Source organism: Streptomyces sp. NPDC052701 (assembly GCF_040678355.1).
Classification (GTDB): Bacteria; Actinomycetota; Actinomycetes; order Streptomycetales; family Streptomycetaceae; genus Streptomyces.
The window spans coordinates 65077-78969 of the sequence record NZ_JBFATO010000020.1 but is presented as its reverse complement, the minus strand read 5'-3'; the positions used below and the strand labels follow the sequence as shown (position 1 = coordinate 78969).

General features: G+C 75.4%; 17 protein-coding genes. 11 read left to right on the top strand and 6 right to left on the bottom strand.

Annotated elements, in window-relative coordinates; genetic code table 11:
• The first annotated feature begins 18 nt into the window (after window positions 1-18).
• Complete coding sequence (gene ureG, locus AB0L29_RS22470) at window positions 19-714, top strand: urease accessory protein UreG (protein ID WP_365829546.1); 696 nt, start codon at window positions 19-21, stop codon at window positions 712-714.
• Window positions 715-866: 152 nt separating this feature from the next.
• Window positions 867-1625, top strand: a complete 759-nt coding sequence (locus tag AB0L29_RS22465; protein ID WP_365829545.1) for an urease accessory protein UreD — start codon at window positions 867-869, stop codon at window positions 1623-1625.
• 292 nt (window positions 1626-1917) lie between these two features.
• On the opposite strand, the gene AB0L29_RS22460 is transcribed toward AB0L29_RS22465, so the two are convergent.
• The 4 genes from AB0L29_RS22460 to AB0L29_RS22445 all read right to left on the bottom strand — a co-directional run bounded on the left by AB0L29_RS22460 (window position 1918) and on the right by AB0L29_RS22445 (window position 4413).
• Window positions 1918-2538, bottom strand: coding sequence for a DUF5994 family protein (locus AB0L29_RS22460; RefSeq protein ID WP_365829495.1), 621 nt, complete (start codon window positions 2536-2538; stop codon window positions 1918-1920).
• Between the two features lie 251 nt (window positions 2539-2789).
• The gene (locus AB0L29_RS22455) at window positions 2790-3167 is read right to left on the bottom strand and encodes a hypothetical protein (protein ID WP_365829494.1); all 378 of its coding nucleotides are present in this window, start codon (window positions 3165-3167) and stop codon (window positions 2790-2792) included.
• Window positions 3167-3847, bottom strand: a complete 681-nt coding sequence (locus AB0L29_RS22450; RefSeq protein WP_365829493.1) for a hypothetical protein — start codon at window positions 3845-3847, stop codon at window positions 3167-3169. The genes AB0L29_RS22455 and AB0L29_RS22450 overlap by 1 nt, the downstream gene beginning before the upstream one ends.
• The gene (locus tag AB0L29_RS22445; protein WP_365829492.1) at window positions 3838-4413 is read right to left on the bottom strand and encodes an RNA polymerase sigma factor; all 576 of its coding nucleotides are present in this window, start codon (window positions 4411-4413) and stop codon (window positions 3838-3840) included. Before AB0L29_RS22445 ends, AB0L29_RS22450 begins: the two co-directional genes overlap by 10 nt.
• Window positions 4414-4571: 158 nt before the next feature.
• On the opposite strand from AB0L29_RS22445, the gene AB0L29_RS22440 reads away from it, so the two are divergent.
• The 6 genes from AB0L29_RS22440 (at window position 4572) to AB0L29_RS22415 (ending at window position 9214) form a co-directional block, all read left to right on the top strand.
• Complete coding sequence (locus AB0L29_RS22440; protein WP_365829491.1) at window positions 4572-5054, top strand: Asp23/Gls24 family envelope stress response protein; 483 nt, start codon at window positions 4572-4574, stop codon at window positions 5052-5054.
• Between the two features lie 79 nt (window positions 5055-5133).
• Complete coding sequence (locus tag AB0L29_RS22435) at window positions 5134-5304, top strand: hypothetical protein (protein WP_365829553.1); 171 nt, start codon at window positions 5134-5136, stop codon at window positions 5302-5304.
• Window positions 5301-5714: an Asp23/Gls24 family envelope stress response protein gene (locus AB0L29_RS22430; protein WP_365829490.1), complete on the top strand. Its 414-nt coding sequence runs from the start codon at window positions 5301-5303 to the stop codon at window positions 5712-5714. Before AB0L29_RS22435 ends, AB0L29_RS22430 begins: the two co-directional genes overlap by 4 nt.
• Before the next feature lie 52 nt (window positions 5715-5766).
• The gene (locus AB0L29_RS22425) at window positions 5767-6459 is read left to right on the top strand and encodes a DUF6286 domain-containing protein (protein ID WP_365829489.1); all 693 of its coding nucleotides are present in this window, start codon (window positions 5767-5769) and stop codon (window positions 6457-6459) included.
• A gap of 73 nt (window positions 6460-6532) precedes the next feature.
• Complete coding sequence (locus AB0L29_RS22420) at window positions 6533-7138, top strand: alkaline shock response membrane anchor protein AmaP (RefSeq protein WP_365829488.1); 606 nt, start codon at window positions 6533-6535, stop codon at window positions 7136-7138.
• Between the two features lie 351 nt (window positions 7139-7489).
• Entirely contained in the window at window positions 7490-9214 is a 1725-nt protein-coding gene (locus AB0L29_RS22415; RefSeq protein ID WP_365829487.1) for a SpoIIE family protein phosphatase, read from the top strand.
• Between the two features lie 24 nt (window positions 9215-9238).
• Here AB0L29_RS22415 and AB0L29_RS22410 read toward each other — a convergent pair whose 3' ends face one another.
• Complete coding sequence (locus AB0L29_RS22410; RefSeq protein ID WP_365829486.1) at window positions 9239-9919, bottom strand: hypothetical protein; 681 nt, start codon at window positions 9917-9919, stop codon at window positions 9239-9241.
• Window positions 9920-10476: 557 nt separating this feature from the next.
• Between AB0L29_RS22410 and AB0L29_RS22405 the strand changes: the two genes are divergently transcribed.
• The gene (locus AB0L29_RS22405; RefSeq protein WP_365829544.1) at window positions 10477-10770 is read left to right on the top strand and encodes a hypothetical protein; all 294 of its coding nucleotides are present in this window, start codon (window positions 10477-10479) and stop codon (window positions 10768-10770) included.
• Window positions 10771-11027: 257 nt separating this feature from the next.
• Window positions 11028-11864, top strand: a complete 837-nt coding sequence (locus AB0L29_RS22400; RefSeq protein ID WP_365829485.1) for a PRC and DUF2382 domain-containing protein — start codon at window positions 11028-11030, stop codon at window positions 11862-11864.
• A 639-nt stretch (window positions 11865-12503) separates the two neighbouring features.
• On the opposite strand, the gene AB0L29_RS22395 is transcribed toward AB0L29_RS22400, so the two are convergent.
• Window positions 12504-13019: an ATP-binding protein gene (locus AB0L29_RS22395; protein WP_365829484.1), complete on the bottom strand. Its 516-nt coding sequence runs from the start codon at window positions 13017-13019 to the stop codon at window positions 12504-12506.
• Between the two features lie 164 nt (window positions 13020-13183).
• Here AB0L29_RS22395 and AB0L29_RS22390 point away from each other — a divergent pair, with 164 nt between their 5' ends.
• Entirely contained in the window at window positions 13184-13570 is a 387-nt protein-coding gene (locus tag AB0L29_RS22390) for an STAS domain-containing protein (RefSeq protein WP_365829483.1), read from the top strand.
• Window positions 13571-13893: the final 323 nt, after the last annotated feature.

Here is a 13893-nt window from a genome sequence, read left to right as displayed (position 1 = left end):
GCGTCCATGGGAGCCACCGTGCACCTCGACCATTCGCCGACCACACCCCACCGCCACACGCACAGCGCCGACGCGCTGCGGCCCGACGGCGAACGCCGCGCACTGCGGATCGGCCTCGGCGGGCCCGTGGGCTCGGGCAAGACCGCGACCGTCGCCGCCCTGTGCCGCGCCCTGCGGGACCGGTGGTCCATCGCCGTGGTCACCAACGACATCTACACCCGCGAGGACGCCGAGTTCCTGCGCCGCGAGGCCGTGCTGCCGCCCGAGCGGATCACCGCCGTGGAGACCGGCGCCTGCCCGCACACCGCGATCCGCGACGACATCTCCGCCAACCTCGAGGCGGTCGAACAACTGGAGGAGGCCCTGCGTCCACTGGACCTGATCCTCATCGAATCCGGAGGGGACAACCTCACCGCCACCTTCTCACGGGGGCTCGTCGACACCCAGGTGTTCGTGATCGACGTCGCCAGCGGGGACGACATCCCCCGCAAGGGCGGACCCGGCATCACCACCGCCGACCTCCTCGTGATCAACAAGACGGATCTCGCGCCCCACGTCGGAGCGGACCTGAACACCATGGCGTCCGACGCGAAGGCCCAGCGTGGCGCCCTGCCCGTCGCCTTCACCAGCCTCGCCTCCCCCGACGGGATCGTCCCGGTCCGCGACTGGGTCACCGAGCGCCTCACCGCATGGCGTGCCGAGGCGGCCGGGTGACCGGCACCGCGCCACCGGCGGCCGGGCCCGAGCGGCGGGCCGGAGCGGCCGGGGCGGGCACCGGGCGGGCGGAGGCGTCGCCGTCCGCTCCGTCGCGCACGGCCGGCACCCGCCGCGTCCCGCCCGACCGCCCGCTCGAGACCTGTGCCGGTGTGCTGGCCACCGCCCGCATCCGCGCCGCCCACAACGGCCGCACCACGACCCTCCCGCTCCTGCACAGCGACGGCCCCTTCCACCTGCGCCGGCTGCGCAGCCGCCACGGGCCGGCACGGGTCGGCGTGATCGGAGCCATGAGCGCACCGCTGGGCGGAGACCGCCTCGCACTGGACGTCGTGCTCGGGGCACGGGCCGAACTGGAGGTGACGACGGGGGCCGCCACCATCGCCCTGCGCGGGCCCTCCGCCGGCCCCGCCACCTACGACGTCCGCGTCACGGTCGGTGAGCACGCGTCACTCCACTGGCTGCCGCACCCCCTGATCAGCACCCGCGGCAGCACCCTCCACCAGTCCCACCGCGTGGATCTCGCCCCCACCTCCCGGCTGCTGTGGCGGGAGGAGCAACTCCTCGGCCGCACGGCGGAGCCTCCCGGCCACCTCTCGACCCGTCTGACGGTCCGGCGCGACGGCCGCCCGCTCCTCGACCAGCACACGGCCTACGGTGACCCGGCACCGGCGTGGGACGGTCCCGCGGGCCTCGGGCCCCACCGAGCCGTGGGACAACTCCTCGTCGTCGACCCGCTCCTGTCCCCGGAGCACGAACCGCTCCTCGTCGGTGACGATCCGGCAGCCGACTGCGCCGTCCTGGCCCCGCTCGCCGACGGACCGGCGCTGCTGGCCACCGCGGTGGCCGGCACACCCGCCCGTCTGCGCGCTCTCCTCGACCTCTGCCTGGCACGGGCCGGCCGGACGTGACCCGGCGGGGCAGGGTCTGCCACCGGACGGGTACACCTGTCGTGGCCGTACGGCCGTACTCGTCGCGCTGGTCCTCACCGGCATCGCCATGGCGGGTACGGGCCTGCCGGTCACCCAGTACCCGCGGAGCGCCCCGAGTTGGTCGCCGGCCGCCGCGCCGGTGCTGTTCGCCCCATGGGCCCGGGCGTGGCGCTCGGCACCATGGCCGCGCCGGCGCCGGCCCGGCGGACGGAGCGGATGACCGCGACCGCCGTCAGGGGCACGCCCGCCGTCGCGGAGATCCGCGGGCCTCTCACCTTTCCCGTGCCGGGGCCGGCAGGTGGCCGGCGACCGCTTCGCCGGGGGCGCGCGAGGCCGGGTGGCGGGCGCCGTGTCCTCCTTCGGAGTCCCAGACCGCCTCCTGGACCGAGGCCAAGCCGGCCGCTTCCGCCGCCGTGTTCTCCTGCGCCGTGGTCCGGAAGTGTTCGGCCTCGTGGATGAGCCCGCTCGCCGTGAGGGTCCACGACGGGTCGGAGGCCGTGGCCATCAGCCGGGCCGCGGTGGCCGGTTCCGCCTCCGGCGGGATCACCAGCAGGTCCCAGCGGCCGATGGTGTAGGACAGCAGCAACAACTTGTGCGGGTCCTGCTCGGCCTTGAACCAGCCGACGTGCACCTCGTGCCCGGGGACGGGTACCTTCCGCGGGACGACCGGCCAGAACGTGGGGTTCACCGTCACCCGGGTGATCCGCCCCCACAGCGGGTCGAGTGCCTCGACGAGCGCCGGGAGCTCCGCCGTCAGATCGCGGGACCGGGGCCACCAGGCACCGTCGATCAGTGCCGGAGCGGTGTCGGCGGATGCCAGGGCGAGGCGGAGCGGCGAAGAGGAGAGGGCCCGGTCTTCGGCCGTCGGCGTCAACAGATCGGTCGCGGTCATGATGCGGACCCAACTCCGGGCCGGTCGTGGCCGGCCCGGTTGTCGTGAATCGCCGAGAACGACGTCAGCGTGGAAGCTGGTGTACGGAGTGCTCTCGGTAATCATCAGTGTACTCCTCGTCAGGGCCCGGCGGGCCGATGCGGGGCCGCCACGGGCCCGGCCGCACCGCTGACGCCGGATCGGCGTGCTGCCCGGAGACCGCTTCGGAGTATGGGGGTGCCGGAGGTTCGCGAGGTCGTCGCCCGCGGCACTCACGGCGTGCCGTGCCGTGCGGCGACACGGGTCACCGTGACCGCGACGGTGACCGGCTCGGCGGCGCCGTGGGCGGCGAGGTGGGAGACGACGGCGGTCAGCACCCGGTCGTGGACGTTCCGGGCGGTGTCCAGCGCCCTGTGCCCCTCGGCCAGGACGCAGCGCACCTCGATGTGCCATCCCGGACCGTCCGGCGCCCGGTCGGCGCGGATGCCCGCCTCGGACGGGGCGCGGCGCGGCGCGGTGTCCGCCCGGGCGGGTGCGGCGGCGGCCGCGAGGCGGTGGGCGAGACGGGGCTGCAGCCCGGCCACGCCGGGAACCGCGCGGGCCGCCTCGGCCGCGACGCCGGGGAGCGTGGCCGTGCCGGCGGCGGTCATCACGCGCCACCGCCCGTGGGGTGGCCGGAGCCCGCGGGGCCGAGGGGCGGCCACGGCTCCAGGACGTCGACCACGGTGATGTCGACGGCCGCGACGGCGAGTCCCAGGTCCTGCCCGGCCGAGTGGAGGACCGATCGGCGTACCTGCCGGACCCGCTCGGGCAAGGGGCGGTCGAGGGCGGCGGCCAGGGTCATGGTCACCCGCACGTCGGCGCCCTCGCCCGCGGGTGCGAGCCGGCAGGTGGCGGCCCGCGCGCCGGGGACCGTGTCCGCTGCCTGCCGCAGCACCTTCGCCGCGGCGCTCTCGGCGATCCGCAGGTCCCGGTCCGGGTCGGCCAGGGGCAGCAGCCGCCCGAGCCGCACCTCCGCCCCGACGACGGCCATGACGCGGCCGGCGAGCGCGGGCAGGCCGGGAGGGTCCTCGGCGCGCAGCGCCCGGGCGGCCGCGTTCACCGTGAGCAGTCCCTCGACGGCTTCGCGGCAGTGCGGACAGGACACCGTGTGCGGGTCCGCGGCCGGCGCCGCGTCCTGGGCCTGTTCCCAGACCCGGCTGAGCAGGCGGCCGCAGGGCAGCACCTCGTCGCCCGCGGGCGGGGACGTGCCGGCGGCGGCCGGGCCGGTGCGGGGCGCGTCGGCTCCGGGCGGTCCGGAAGGCCGCTCGTGCGGGTCGTCTAGCGCCATGGCCCCATCGCCTCCTGGAGGGATCGGCGTGCCCTGAAGAGTCTGCCGCGCACCGTCTGCTCGCCGGTGTGCGTCACGTGGGCGATCTCCTTGTACGACAGGCCCTGCAGTTCCCGCAGGACCCAGCAGACCCGCTGCCCGGCGTCCAGCTCGGCGAGCGCGCGGGACAGGGCGGCCGTGACCGCCTCCTGCTCGGCGCACCCGGCCGGCTGGCTCCACGCGTCGCCCGCCGCGGGTTCGGCGACGGCGTCCAGGGGGAGGGGTGGCGGCCGGCGCCGTCGCATGGTCAGGCAGCGGTTGACGGTGATCCGGTACATCCAGGTACGGAACTCCGCGCTGTGACGGTACTCCGGCAGTCGCCGCCAGGCACTGACGAAGGCGTCCTGGACGGCGTCCTCGGCGTCCTGGGCGTTGCCGAGCAGGGAGCGGGCCAGAGCCAGGAGGGAGCGGCTGTGCCGCTGGACGAGAACGGCGAAGGAGTCCTCGTCCCCCTCGGCCGCCCGTACTGCCAGCAGCCGGTCCGGCACGTCGCATACCGGCCGTGGGGAAGCAAGGCGTTCGATCATGACGCTCCCGCGCGAGAGGCTCGGAACGAGCTGAGTACCCCACCCTCACCATGTGACGCACGTCACAGTCCGTACGCGTGAGAAGAGGACCGCCAGGTGTGTCCAACCTTTCGACCGGCATCACACAGGTGTCCGACCGACCGATCGAGGCGACCGCCATGACGGAGAACAGCACCAGCATCGGCCTGGGCCACCGGTCCGAGGGGGGCGTGAGCGCTCTGAAAGGCCGTCCCGGGGCCGGGACTCCGGCGGAGACACGGGGGAAGACCACCATCGCGGACGGCGTGGTGGCGAAGATCGCGGGCATGGCCGCCCGCGAGGTGCCCGGCATCCACAACCTCGGAGCGGGAATGGCCCGTGCCTTCGGTGCCATGCGGGAACGCGTCCCCGGTGGGGGCGGAGGCGTCACGCGCGGGGTGAAGGTCGAGGTCGGCGAGCGCCAGGCCGCGGTGGACCTGGACGTCGTCGTCGAGTACGGCGTCTCCATCGTCGAGGTCGCCGCCGGTGCGCGCACCAACGTGATCAGCGCCGTGGAGCGGATGACGGGCCTGGACGTCGTCGAGGTGAACGTCTCCGTCGACGACGTCCACCTCCCCGACGAGGAGGAGGAGTCCGAACCGGAAGAGGGCCGCGTGAGGTGACCCGCCGCGACCACCGCCGTGCCTTCGGGCACGGGCGGACGACCGCACGGACGACCACGCTCGTGAGACGGGTGAGTGCATGATGAACACAGCGACGACGGGCCTCGCGGCCGGGATGGCCCTGGCTTTCGCCGGTTACTTCGGCGGCTTCTGGGCGTTCCTGCTGGTTCTGGTCCTGGGCGCGGCGGGGCTGGTCGTCGGCCTCGCCCTGCAGGGGGACCTCGACTTCGGTGGGCGGAGGCAGCGATGAGCACCCGGCCCGGTTCCCCGCCGCCCGGCGAGGAGCCCGGCCCGCCGGCGCGGACCGCCGGCCTGCCGCCCCCGGCCGAGCGGGGCGCCACCGTCATCCCGGACAGAGTGGTCGCCCGCATCGCCGTCCAGGCCGCACGCACGGCCCGTCACCGGCGCGCCGCCCTGCCGCCCGGCCCGGACGGACCGGCGGCGCCCAGCGCCTCCGCGGCCACCCGTACCGGATCGGTGCGCCTGCACCTGACCATGGACCTGCCCTATCCCACCGACATCCCCCACGTCTGCGAGGGGATACGGCACGACGTCGCCGAGCGGGTGGCGCAGCTGACCGGCTTGGAGGTGGGCGAGATCACCCTCACCGTCGGGCGGCTGGTGACCGCCGCCGGCGCGCACCGGGGACGGGTCCGGTGAATCGCCGCGCGGCCCGGACCGCCGGGCACACCACGCACGAAGGAGGACCGGGATGACCCCCGACCCAGACCCTCCCGCCCGGGACTCCGCGCCGTCCGCGGGCCGTGCCGCCGTGCCGCTGACGAAGGAGCCCGAGGAGCCGGCGGAGTCCGGTCCGCCCGAACGCGACGCGTCCGCGGCGGACGAGCAGGACGGGGGGCGCCGGACCCGCCGCCCGTGGTCCGCGCGACGCCTTCCGGCCGCGCTGGTCGCCTCGGTGATCCTCGTGGCGGCGGGTGTGGCGCTGTTCGACGTCGTCGCCGTACGGGCGGGACGCCCCGCGGCGGCCTGGCGAAGGCGCCTGGCCGACGAACTGGCCACCCGCCCCGTGGACGACGTGTGGATGCTCACGGGGGCCGCCGTGGCCGCCGCCGTCGGCGTCTGGCTCATCGTCCTGGCCCTCACCCCCGGCCTGCGCCACCGGCTTCCCGTGCGCTCCCCCGCCGGCTCGCCCCGGCTGCGGGCCTCCCTGGACCGCGACGGCGCCGCCGATCTGCTGCGCGACGCCGCCCTGCGGGTCCCCGGGGTCGGCGCGGCTCGCGTCCGGGTGCGCCGCCACCGCGTCAAAGCCCGCGCGGACGTCCGCTTCCGCGACCCCCGGCAGGTGAAGGACGACCTCACCGCCGCCCTCGACGAGGAACGCGACCGGCTCGCCCTCTCCCGTCCTCCCCGCATCGTCGTACGGGTGCGGCAACGTACCCGCTGACCGAAGACCCCGGCACCCCGGCCGAAGGCTTTCGCACCCCGACCGAAGACCCCCCAGCACCGGAGCCCGCACCATGACGCCGCGATCCGTACTCAACCGCAGCCTGCTGGCCCTCGCCGGGCTGGTGCTGCTCGGCGGCGGTCTGCTGATCCTCTTCGCCGGGTTCGACGTCTTCCGGCGACGTGATCTGCTCCCGCCCGCCGGCTGGCCCCTGACCACCCCGGACGACGTGCTGCTCGGTTCCGCCGACCGGGCCCGCTGGAGCAGTCCGGGCTGGTGGTGGCCCGTGGCCATCGCCGTCCTCGCCCTCGTCGTCCTGCTCGCCCTGTGGTGGCTGCTCGCCCAGGTGCGCCGACACCACCCCGGGGCGCTGCCCGTGGGCGGCACGCCTCCGCAGGAGGGTGTCGAACTGCGCGACCGTGCACTCGGCGACGCGATCGCCGCCGACGCCGGTGCCCTGCCGGAGGTCGAGCAGGCGGCCGTGCGCATCACCGGCCGGTCCGCCCGCCCCCGCACCCGCGTCAGGCTGACCCTCACCCCTCAGGGGGCACCCGGCGCCGTCCTCCGCTCCCTGTGCGAAGGCCCACTGCGAACCGCCCGTCGGTCCACCGGCTCCCCTCCCATGCCCACCGAGGTCCGCCTGCGGGTCGCCCGCCACAAACCGCACCGCGCGCAGTGAGCGGGAGAGCGGCCGCTCCCCTGCCCTCTTCAGGGCTTTCGCAACTCCCGGTCGCCGGACGAGATCCTGCCGGTGACCGGTCCCGCGCGACCGGCCGGCACCGGTCCCGGCGCCTCGTCCTCCCGGGCGCACCGCGCTCACGTCCGGTTCCCACCCGCCGTCCCGCCGGCCGTTCCGCCGCGCGGCGCGCGCGGCGGAACGGCCGCCTCCACCGGAGGGCGGGTGCCGTGGCCGGCCGACGCCGGCCTCCGGTGTCCGTCCCGCCCTTCCGACACACCCCTGCCACCATGGGACACGGCCTGCCGCAGGGGCGCCGGTGCCGGAAGATGTTCATGGCTGGAGGAGCGGCGTGTGGAGGGTGCGGTGGCCGGCAGGGAGGACGAGGGGCGGGCGTCGGGGGCCGAGCCGGGTCTCTGGCGGCGGGTCGTCGAGCAACTGGGCACGGCCCTGATCGTGCTGGACCCGGCCGGACGGATCCTCGCCGTCAACCCGGCGGCCGAGCGGCTGCTGGGCCGCTCGGCCGCGGCGATGCGCGGCGAGGACGCCCATGACCTGCTGCACCGGGACGCGGACGGCGGCAGGCGGCCACGGGATCAGTGCCCGCTGCTCAGGGCACTGGCAGAGGGGAGCACGGCGCGCGCGGAGGGCGACAGCTGCCTGAGGGGAGACGGCCGCCCGGTCGCGGTCTCCTGGTCCGCCTCCCCCCTGACGGACGACGGTGGCGTCACGGGCCTGGCCGTGCTGCTCACCGACGCCACGAGCGATCACGGCGCGCATCGCAGACGCGCGGCCTACACGCGTGCCCTGGAGGACCTCACCGAGCGGCTGACGCTGGTCGCGGAGATCACCGACGTACTCGGCCAGACCCTGGAGACCGACGAGGCCCTCGCCCGGCTGGGCCGCCTGCTGGTCCCCCGCCTCGCCGACTGGGCGGCGGTGGACCTGCGGACCGCTTCCGGGCAGGTCCACCGGGTGGCGGTGACCGGCCCCGAGGGCCGGGACACCGGACAGGAGGGCGGGCGCGAACGCCTGCCCGAGACCGGGGAGGCGTCCCGCTCGCCACTGGTCCGGGTGCTGAACGGCGGTGATCCCGTCCTTCAGGTCCGGGTGGAGGAGGCTACACCTCCCGGCGCTCCCCTGGCCGCCGTGCACAGCGGCTTCCTGCGGGCGGTGGGCGCGACGTCCGCCCTCACGGTGCCGTTGGGCTCCCGGCAACGGGTCACCGGCGCCCTGACGGTGGTGCGCACCGACCCGGCGCACCCCTTCGACACCGGCGACCTGGAGGTAGTGAGCGACATCGGCCGCCGGGTCGGCCTGGTCATCGACAACGCCCGCCGGTTCGGCCGCCAGCGCGCCGTCGCCGAGGCCATGCAGCGCAACCTGCTCGCCCCGCTCCCCCAGCCCGGCCGCATGCGGCTGGCCGCCCGCTACCAGCCGGCCCCGGCCGGCTCCCAGGTCGGTGGTGACTGGTACGACGCGTTCGAGCTGAAGGACGGCACGATCGCGCTGGTCATCGGCGACGTCGTGGGGCACGACCTGACCGCGGCGGCCGGCATGGCGCAGCTGCACGGCATCCTGCGTTCACTGGCCTGGGACCACACGGGACCGCCCGGCGCCGTCGTCGACCGTCTGGACGACGCCATGCCCGTCATCACCACCGTCCCCATGGCCACCCTCGTCCTCGCCCGGGTCGAGGGCCATCCGCGCACCGGCCCGTGGACGCTGCAGTGGACCAGCGCCGGGCACCCGCCTCCCCTGCTGCTCACCCGGGACGGACAGGGGCAGTACCTCGAAGCCGGGCAGGGGCTCCTCCTCGGTACCGGTCCGGGTACCGCCGGGAGCCGGCCGAACGCCACCCACCCCCTGCCGCCGGGCTCCACCCTGCTGCTCTACACCGACGGACTGATCGAGATCCCCGGCAGCGACCTCGGCACCGGCCTGAGCCGTCTGCGCCGGCACGCCCTCGCGCTCGCCCGGGAACCGCTGGACACGCTGTGCGACCGGCTGCTCGCCGGCATGCCTCCCGGCAGCGCCGACGACGTGGCCCTCCTCGCCCTGCGCCTTCCGGAACTGTGACGGCCGTGGCGCGGGGCGCGGCGCTCAGGTCCCGAGGACCAGCACACGGAACGGGCCGAGCGGGGCCGTGCGAGGGGTGTCGCCTTCGATGTACCGCCACCCCCAGGACCGCAGCGTCTCGACGGTCCTGGGGTCGGAGCGGTTCACCAGGGTGACGCCGAGGGCGGCACCGTGGTCGGCGAGCAGCCGCCCCTGCAGGCGCCGGGCGAGGTTCCAGGCACGGTCCTGGTACTGCCTGCGCACCCGGGGCGGCACGAGGATCCCGGAGACCACGAAGAGGCGTCCGGTGGCGGCCAGGCGGAGCAGCCTCCCAGGGAGGTGCCCGTCGAACCCCTCCCACCAGGGACCGTCGCCGCGCACCGGGAAACCGTGGGCGCATCCGGTCAGCGCGGTGGTCTCCGCGATCAGCAGCTCGAATCCCGGTCGCCGTACGTCGGCCGCCAGCCGTTGCAGGAAGGCGTCGCGGGCCTCGTTCCACGCCCACGGGCCGCCGCCGGAGGTCTCCGCGTACAGGTCGCCCAGTTCCTGCAGGTGGTCCTCGATCTGACGCCGGGTCAGCGGACGGACGCGTTCCCCCTCGCGGGGCGAGGAGCCTCGTTCCGTCCCCGGCGGGCGGGGCTTTCGCGCACCGCGCCGGTCCGGGAGGCCGGCATGCGGGGCCGGGGGGTCTGCGGTCGCCGGACGAACCGGCAGGTTCACGGTCATGAGGCAAGCCCTGCCCGGGCCGGATCCGGCCCGGTGTCGTCGGTCGCCGGGAGCGGCACAGGCGCCGGAGCCGGTGCGCGACGTGCCCTCGGTGTCTCCACCGTACTCCCGGCCGCCCTCCCCGCGGGCCGACGGCGGCCGGGGACGCCGGGGTGGGGACGGCGGCGCCGTCCGCTTCCCACCGGACGGGGTCGTACCTGGAGTACGGTGGACGTACCGAGGGCATGTCGCACACCGGCTCCCGCGCCGGTCTCGTCCTCGGTGGGACACCTCACCGGAAGACCCGCGCAGCCGCGGCGGCTTCAGGGACAGGTCGGCACGACGGCCCCGGTCCCTGGCACGTCTCCCGCTCTTGCACAGCGCCGGACGGCGCCCGTGCCCTCCCGCCCGCGCCCGCTCCGGGAAACCGGCGGCGCCCAAGACCTCCCGGCCGCCGGCGTGCGGCCGGAACCCGACCCGTGCCGGGCCGTACCGCCGCTCCTCACCGCCGGCGCCACGAAACCGTGGGACGGCGGGGCGGCGTCTCCCCGGCAGCCGACCGTCAGGCCGTGACCGCCATGAACACCGCTCTCACCATCGCCGCGTTCCTCCTGCTCGTCGCCGGCGGGGCGTATGTGATCCACCGGCTCAACTCCGCGCACGACGAGAGGATCGCCGCGCACACCTACAGCCGCTTCGCGTCCGGCCGCCGCGCCGACGACGACCGGGCCGACGGCACGGCCGCGCCGCCCCCGTCGCACGCCGTCCCGGCCGCCGCGCGCGACCTTCGCGACGGCGGCCGGGGACGCTTCCGGCCGCACCGCCGCAAGGGCCGGGCCGCTCCCGACGAGCCGACCGCCACGGGGCGTTGAGGCGAGCCGCCCGGCACATGGACACCGGGCGTCCCGCGAGCACCGGCGGACCGGCTCCTGACCGGCGACCGGCCACGTCCGTTCCTCCGGGACCGTTCCCGCACCGGCACCCGCCCGAGGGGCGGGACCCATGCACACCACATGTGTGTATCGCGAAATTTGGGACATTCTGTGGCGGAATAAGAGTTTTGTTCCACCCGGGACGGTGAACCGGGGAGGGGTAAATAGGGCATATCCCGATAGAAGGAATCAAATCAATGATCACTCAAGAGCAGATTCCGACCGTACTGGACCACCCGGTCTACGATGCCGACGGCAACAAGATCGGTGAGGCCAAGCACGTCTTCTTCGACGACGCGACCGGCCGGCCCGAGTGGATCAGCGTCAAGACCGGCCTGTTCGGCACCAGCGAGTCCTTCGTGCCCATCCGGGACGCCTCCGTGGTCGAGGACCACCTGGAGGTGCCGTTCGCCAAGGCCAAGGTCAAGGACGCGCCCAACGTGGACGTCGACGCGGGCGGACACCTCTCCGAGGACGAGGAGCACCGCCTGTACGACTACTACGGCATGGCCTGGGACGACGCCTGGCAGCAGGCCAACGAGCCCGGTGAGGGCGGCTGGGCCCACGGCGGCACCGACGACAGGACCGACACCGCCGGCAGCCGCACCACCACGGGTACCGGCAGGTCCGCGGCGGCCGGCACCGGGACGGGCGACGACGCGATGACGCGCTCCGAGGAGCGCATGCGCGTCGGCACCGAGCGTCGTGAGGCCGGGCGGGCCCGGCTGCGCAAGTACGTCGTGACCGAAGAGGTCCAGCAGACCGTTCCCGTGCGGCGGGAAGAGGTCCGCGTCGAGCGGGAGCCCATCACGGACGCCAACCGGGACGCCGCCATGTCGGGCCCCGACATCAGCGAAGCCGAACACGAGGTCGTCCTGCACGAGGAGCGGCCCGTGGTGGAGACCGAAACGGTACCGGTGGAGCGGGTGCGGCTGTCGGCCGAGGAACGCACCGAGGAAGAGACGGTGCGCGGACAGGTCCGCAAGGAAGAACTCGACACCGAGGGCGTCGACGACGACCGGCGCGACAGGTAGCGCCCGGCTTCGTCTTCTTCGTGCGGCGGCCCGCCGGCCCGGAACCCGTTCGGGCGGGCGGGCCGCCACCGCGACGCCCCCTGACAGCTCCGTACGGGTCGCCCGCCTTGCGCCGGCTCGTCCGGCCCGGCGCTCCGATTCCGCCGCCGCCCGCGCAAACGGCACCGGCCCGGCCGACCGGGCGTCCGGCGCCGCACGGTGCTCCGGGCTCCGGGCTCCGGGCTCCGGGCTCCAGCGGATCGGGGAACGGCCTTCCGGGGCGCGGCACTTGACGCAACGGTGCCACGGGTGCCGCACCGGCCGGCACACCCGGGGCACACCACGTGCCGCGACCGTCCGCAGGCCGCCTGGTCCCGGGCCCTGGCTCCCGGTGTGCGACGAGCCCGACAGTCGGCCGGGCGTGTGAAGACCTGGTGGGGACATCGCCGGACCGGTGCGCATCGGCCGGGGACGGGGCAGGTGTTGCAGCAGTACTTCCCCGCAGCCTTCGCAGGCCGACGCCACTCCAGGGAGCGGCACCGCGTGCTCGCCGCTCCGGCCGGTCCTGCGAAGGCGACAGTCCGCCGCGGCCCCGGGGGAGGAGCGGGAAGGACCCCGCCTTCGCCGGGCGCCTACGGGCAGGACACCGGCGCCGGACCGTCACAGCACCGGCCGCACGCCTCCCGGGGCCGGCCCCTCACGCCGGGTGCGGGCGGTCGCGTCACAGCCGAGGGCGTCGGACAGCGCGATGCGGGCGGTGATGCGTTTGCCGGCCGGCTCCCGCTGGACGGAGAGGTCCTCGGTCACGGCCTTGACGATCTCCAGGCCGTGCTGGCCGATGCGACCCGGGTCGGCGGCCCGGGCGGTGGGGAGGGTGGGGTCGCTGTCCCACACGACCACGTCCACGCTGTCGGTGGTGATGCGCAGTTCCATCAGGACCGGGCCGGGGGCGTACTTGCGGGCGTTGGTGACCAGCTCGCTGACCACCAGCTGGGTCAGGTCCACGGCGCGCGCCGACACCGGCAGGCCGTAATCGCCGCGGGCCCGCTCGAGGAAGGAGGCGGCATGATGGCGGGCCTCGGCGATGCAGCCCTCGCCCCCGCCCACCGCATAACCGGCACGCATCAGGTGCTCCTCCGACGCGGTGCCGTCCTCGCCCAAGGGCACTGATTCCATCCCGGCCGCCTCCGCTACCCCGTTCACGCCTGCGCGCGTACCCACGCCCGCGCGGTACACGCTCCACGCCCCTCCGCCGGTTCCCCTCCCGGCACACGGGCATCACCCGCATCGTGCAGGGCAGCACTCCCGGGCGAAGGCCTTGGTGTGCAAGTATCACCGGCATGCCTGAGGAGCAGGAGCGAACGACGGACACCGGACACGCCGAACAGCCTGGCGGACTGTCGGTCGTGGCCACCACCACCGACGGCATTCGGGTCGTGACCTTGCGCGGCGAGATCGACCACGACGTCAAGGACGCGCTCGGCAGGGCTCTGCTGTCCGCCGGCGGCGCGGCGCCGCCGCGGACCGTGGTGGACCTCAGCGGCGTGACCTTCCTGGACTCCAGCGGCATCAACGTCTTCGTCGCCGCCCACCGCGCCGTCAGCGACGCCCGGGGGTGGCTGCGTATCGCCGGCGCCCGGGAACCGGTGCTGCGGGTCCTCCGGCTCGTCGGCCTGGACGACGTGATCCCCTGCCACCCCACCGTCGAGCAGGCCCTGACCGCCTGACCCGCTTCGCGCCCCCCTTGTGCGGGGCCGCGCGTTCCCCGTTCCGGGCGGGCGAGCCGGCGTCACGCGTGCCGCCGGGCACGAGTCTCCGCGCGCGGGGCGTCATGAAGCGGGCTCCCTGCGAGGGCGGGGCTGCCAGGCTCCTGGCGAGTGCCGCCGTGCCCGCGCCGCCCGCCGCCCGGCCGGCCCGCCCGGTTCACGCCGCGGTCGCGGCCCGGCCGGTCCAGGCCCGCGCGGACCGGACGGCCGACCGGGCGACAAAGGCGCAGACGGGCTGTCCGCCATGCGCCGTCTTCCACCCGTTCGGCGAGACGCGCCGCACC

Coding starts and splice junctions, on each gene's coding strand:
- AB0L29_RS22425 (WP_365829489.1), top strand. CDS start 5,767: ATGACCCCCGACCCAGACCCTCCCGCCCGGGACTCCGCGCCGTCCGCG.
- AB0L29_RS22430 (WP_365829490.1), top strand. CDS start 5,301: ATGAGCACCCGGCCCGGTTCCCCGCCGCCCGGCGAGGAGCCCGGCCCG.
- AB0L29_RS22450 (WP_365829493.1), bottom strand. CDS start 3,847: ATGGCGCTAGACGACCCGCACGAGCGGCCTTCCGGACCGCCCGGAGCC.
- AB0L29_RS22440 (WP_365829491.1), top strand. CDS start 4,572: ATGACGGAGAACAGCACCAGCATCGGCCTGGGCCACCGGTCCGAGGGG.
- AB0L29_RS22455 (WP_365829494.1), bottom strand. CDS start 3,167: ATGACCGCCGCCGGCACGGCCACGCTCCCCGGCGTCGCGGCCGAGGCG.
- AB0L29_RS22395 (WP_365829484.1), bottom strand. CDS start 13,019: ATGGAATCAGTGCCCTTGGGCGAGGACGGCACCGCGTCGGAGGAGCAC.
- AB0L29_RS22445 (WP_365829492.1), bottom strand. CDS start 4,413: ATGATCGAACGCCTTGCTTCCCCACGGCCGGTATGCGACGTGCCGGAC.
- AB0L29_RS22400 (WP_365829485.1), top strand. CDS start 11,028: ATGATCACTCAAGAGCAGATTCCGACCGTACTGGACCACCCGGTCTAC.
- AB0L29_RS22460 (WP_365829495.1), bottom strand. CDS start 2,538: ATGACCGCGACCGATCTGTTGACGCCGACGGCCGAAGACCGGGCCCTC.
- AB0L29_RS22435 (WP_365829553.1), top strand. CDS start 5,134: ATGATGAACACAGCGACGACGGGCCTCGCGGCCGGGATGGCCCTGGCT.
- AB0L29_RS22405 (WP_365829544.1), top strand. CDS start 10,477: ATGAACACCGCTCTCACCATCGCCGCGTTCCTCCTGCTCGTCGCCGGC.
- AB0L29_RS22390 (WP_365829483.1), top strand. CDS start 13,184: ATGCCTGAGGAGCAGGAGCGAACGACGGACACCGGACACGCCGAACAG.
- AB0L29_RS22410 (WP_365829486.1), bottom strand. CDS start 9,919: ATGACCGTGAACCTGCCGGTTCGTCCGGCGACCGCAGACCCCCCGGCC.
- AB0L29_RS22420 (WP_365829488.1), top strand. CDS start 6,533: ATGACGCCGCGATCCGTACTCAACCGCAGCCTGCTGGCCCTCGCCGGG.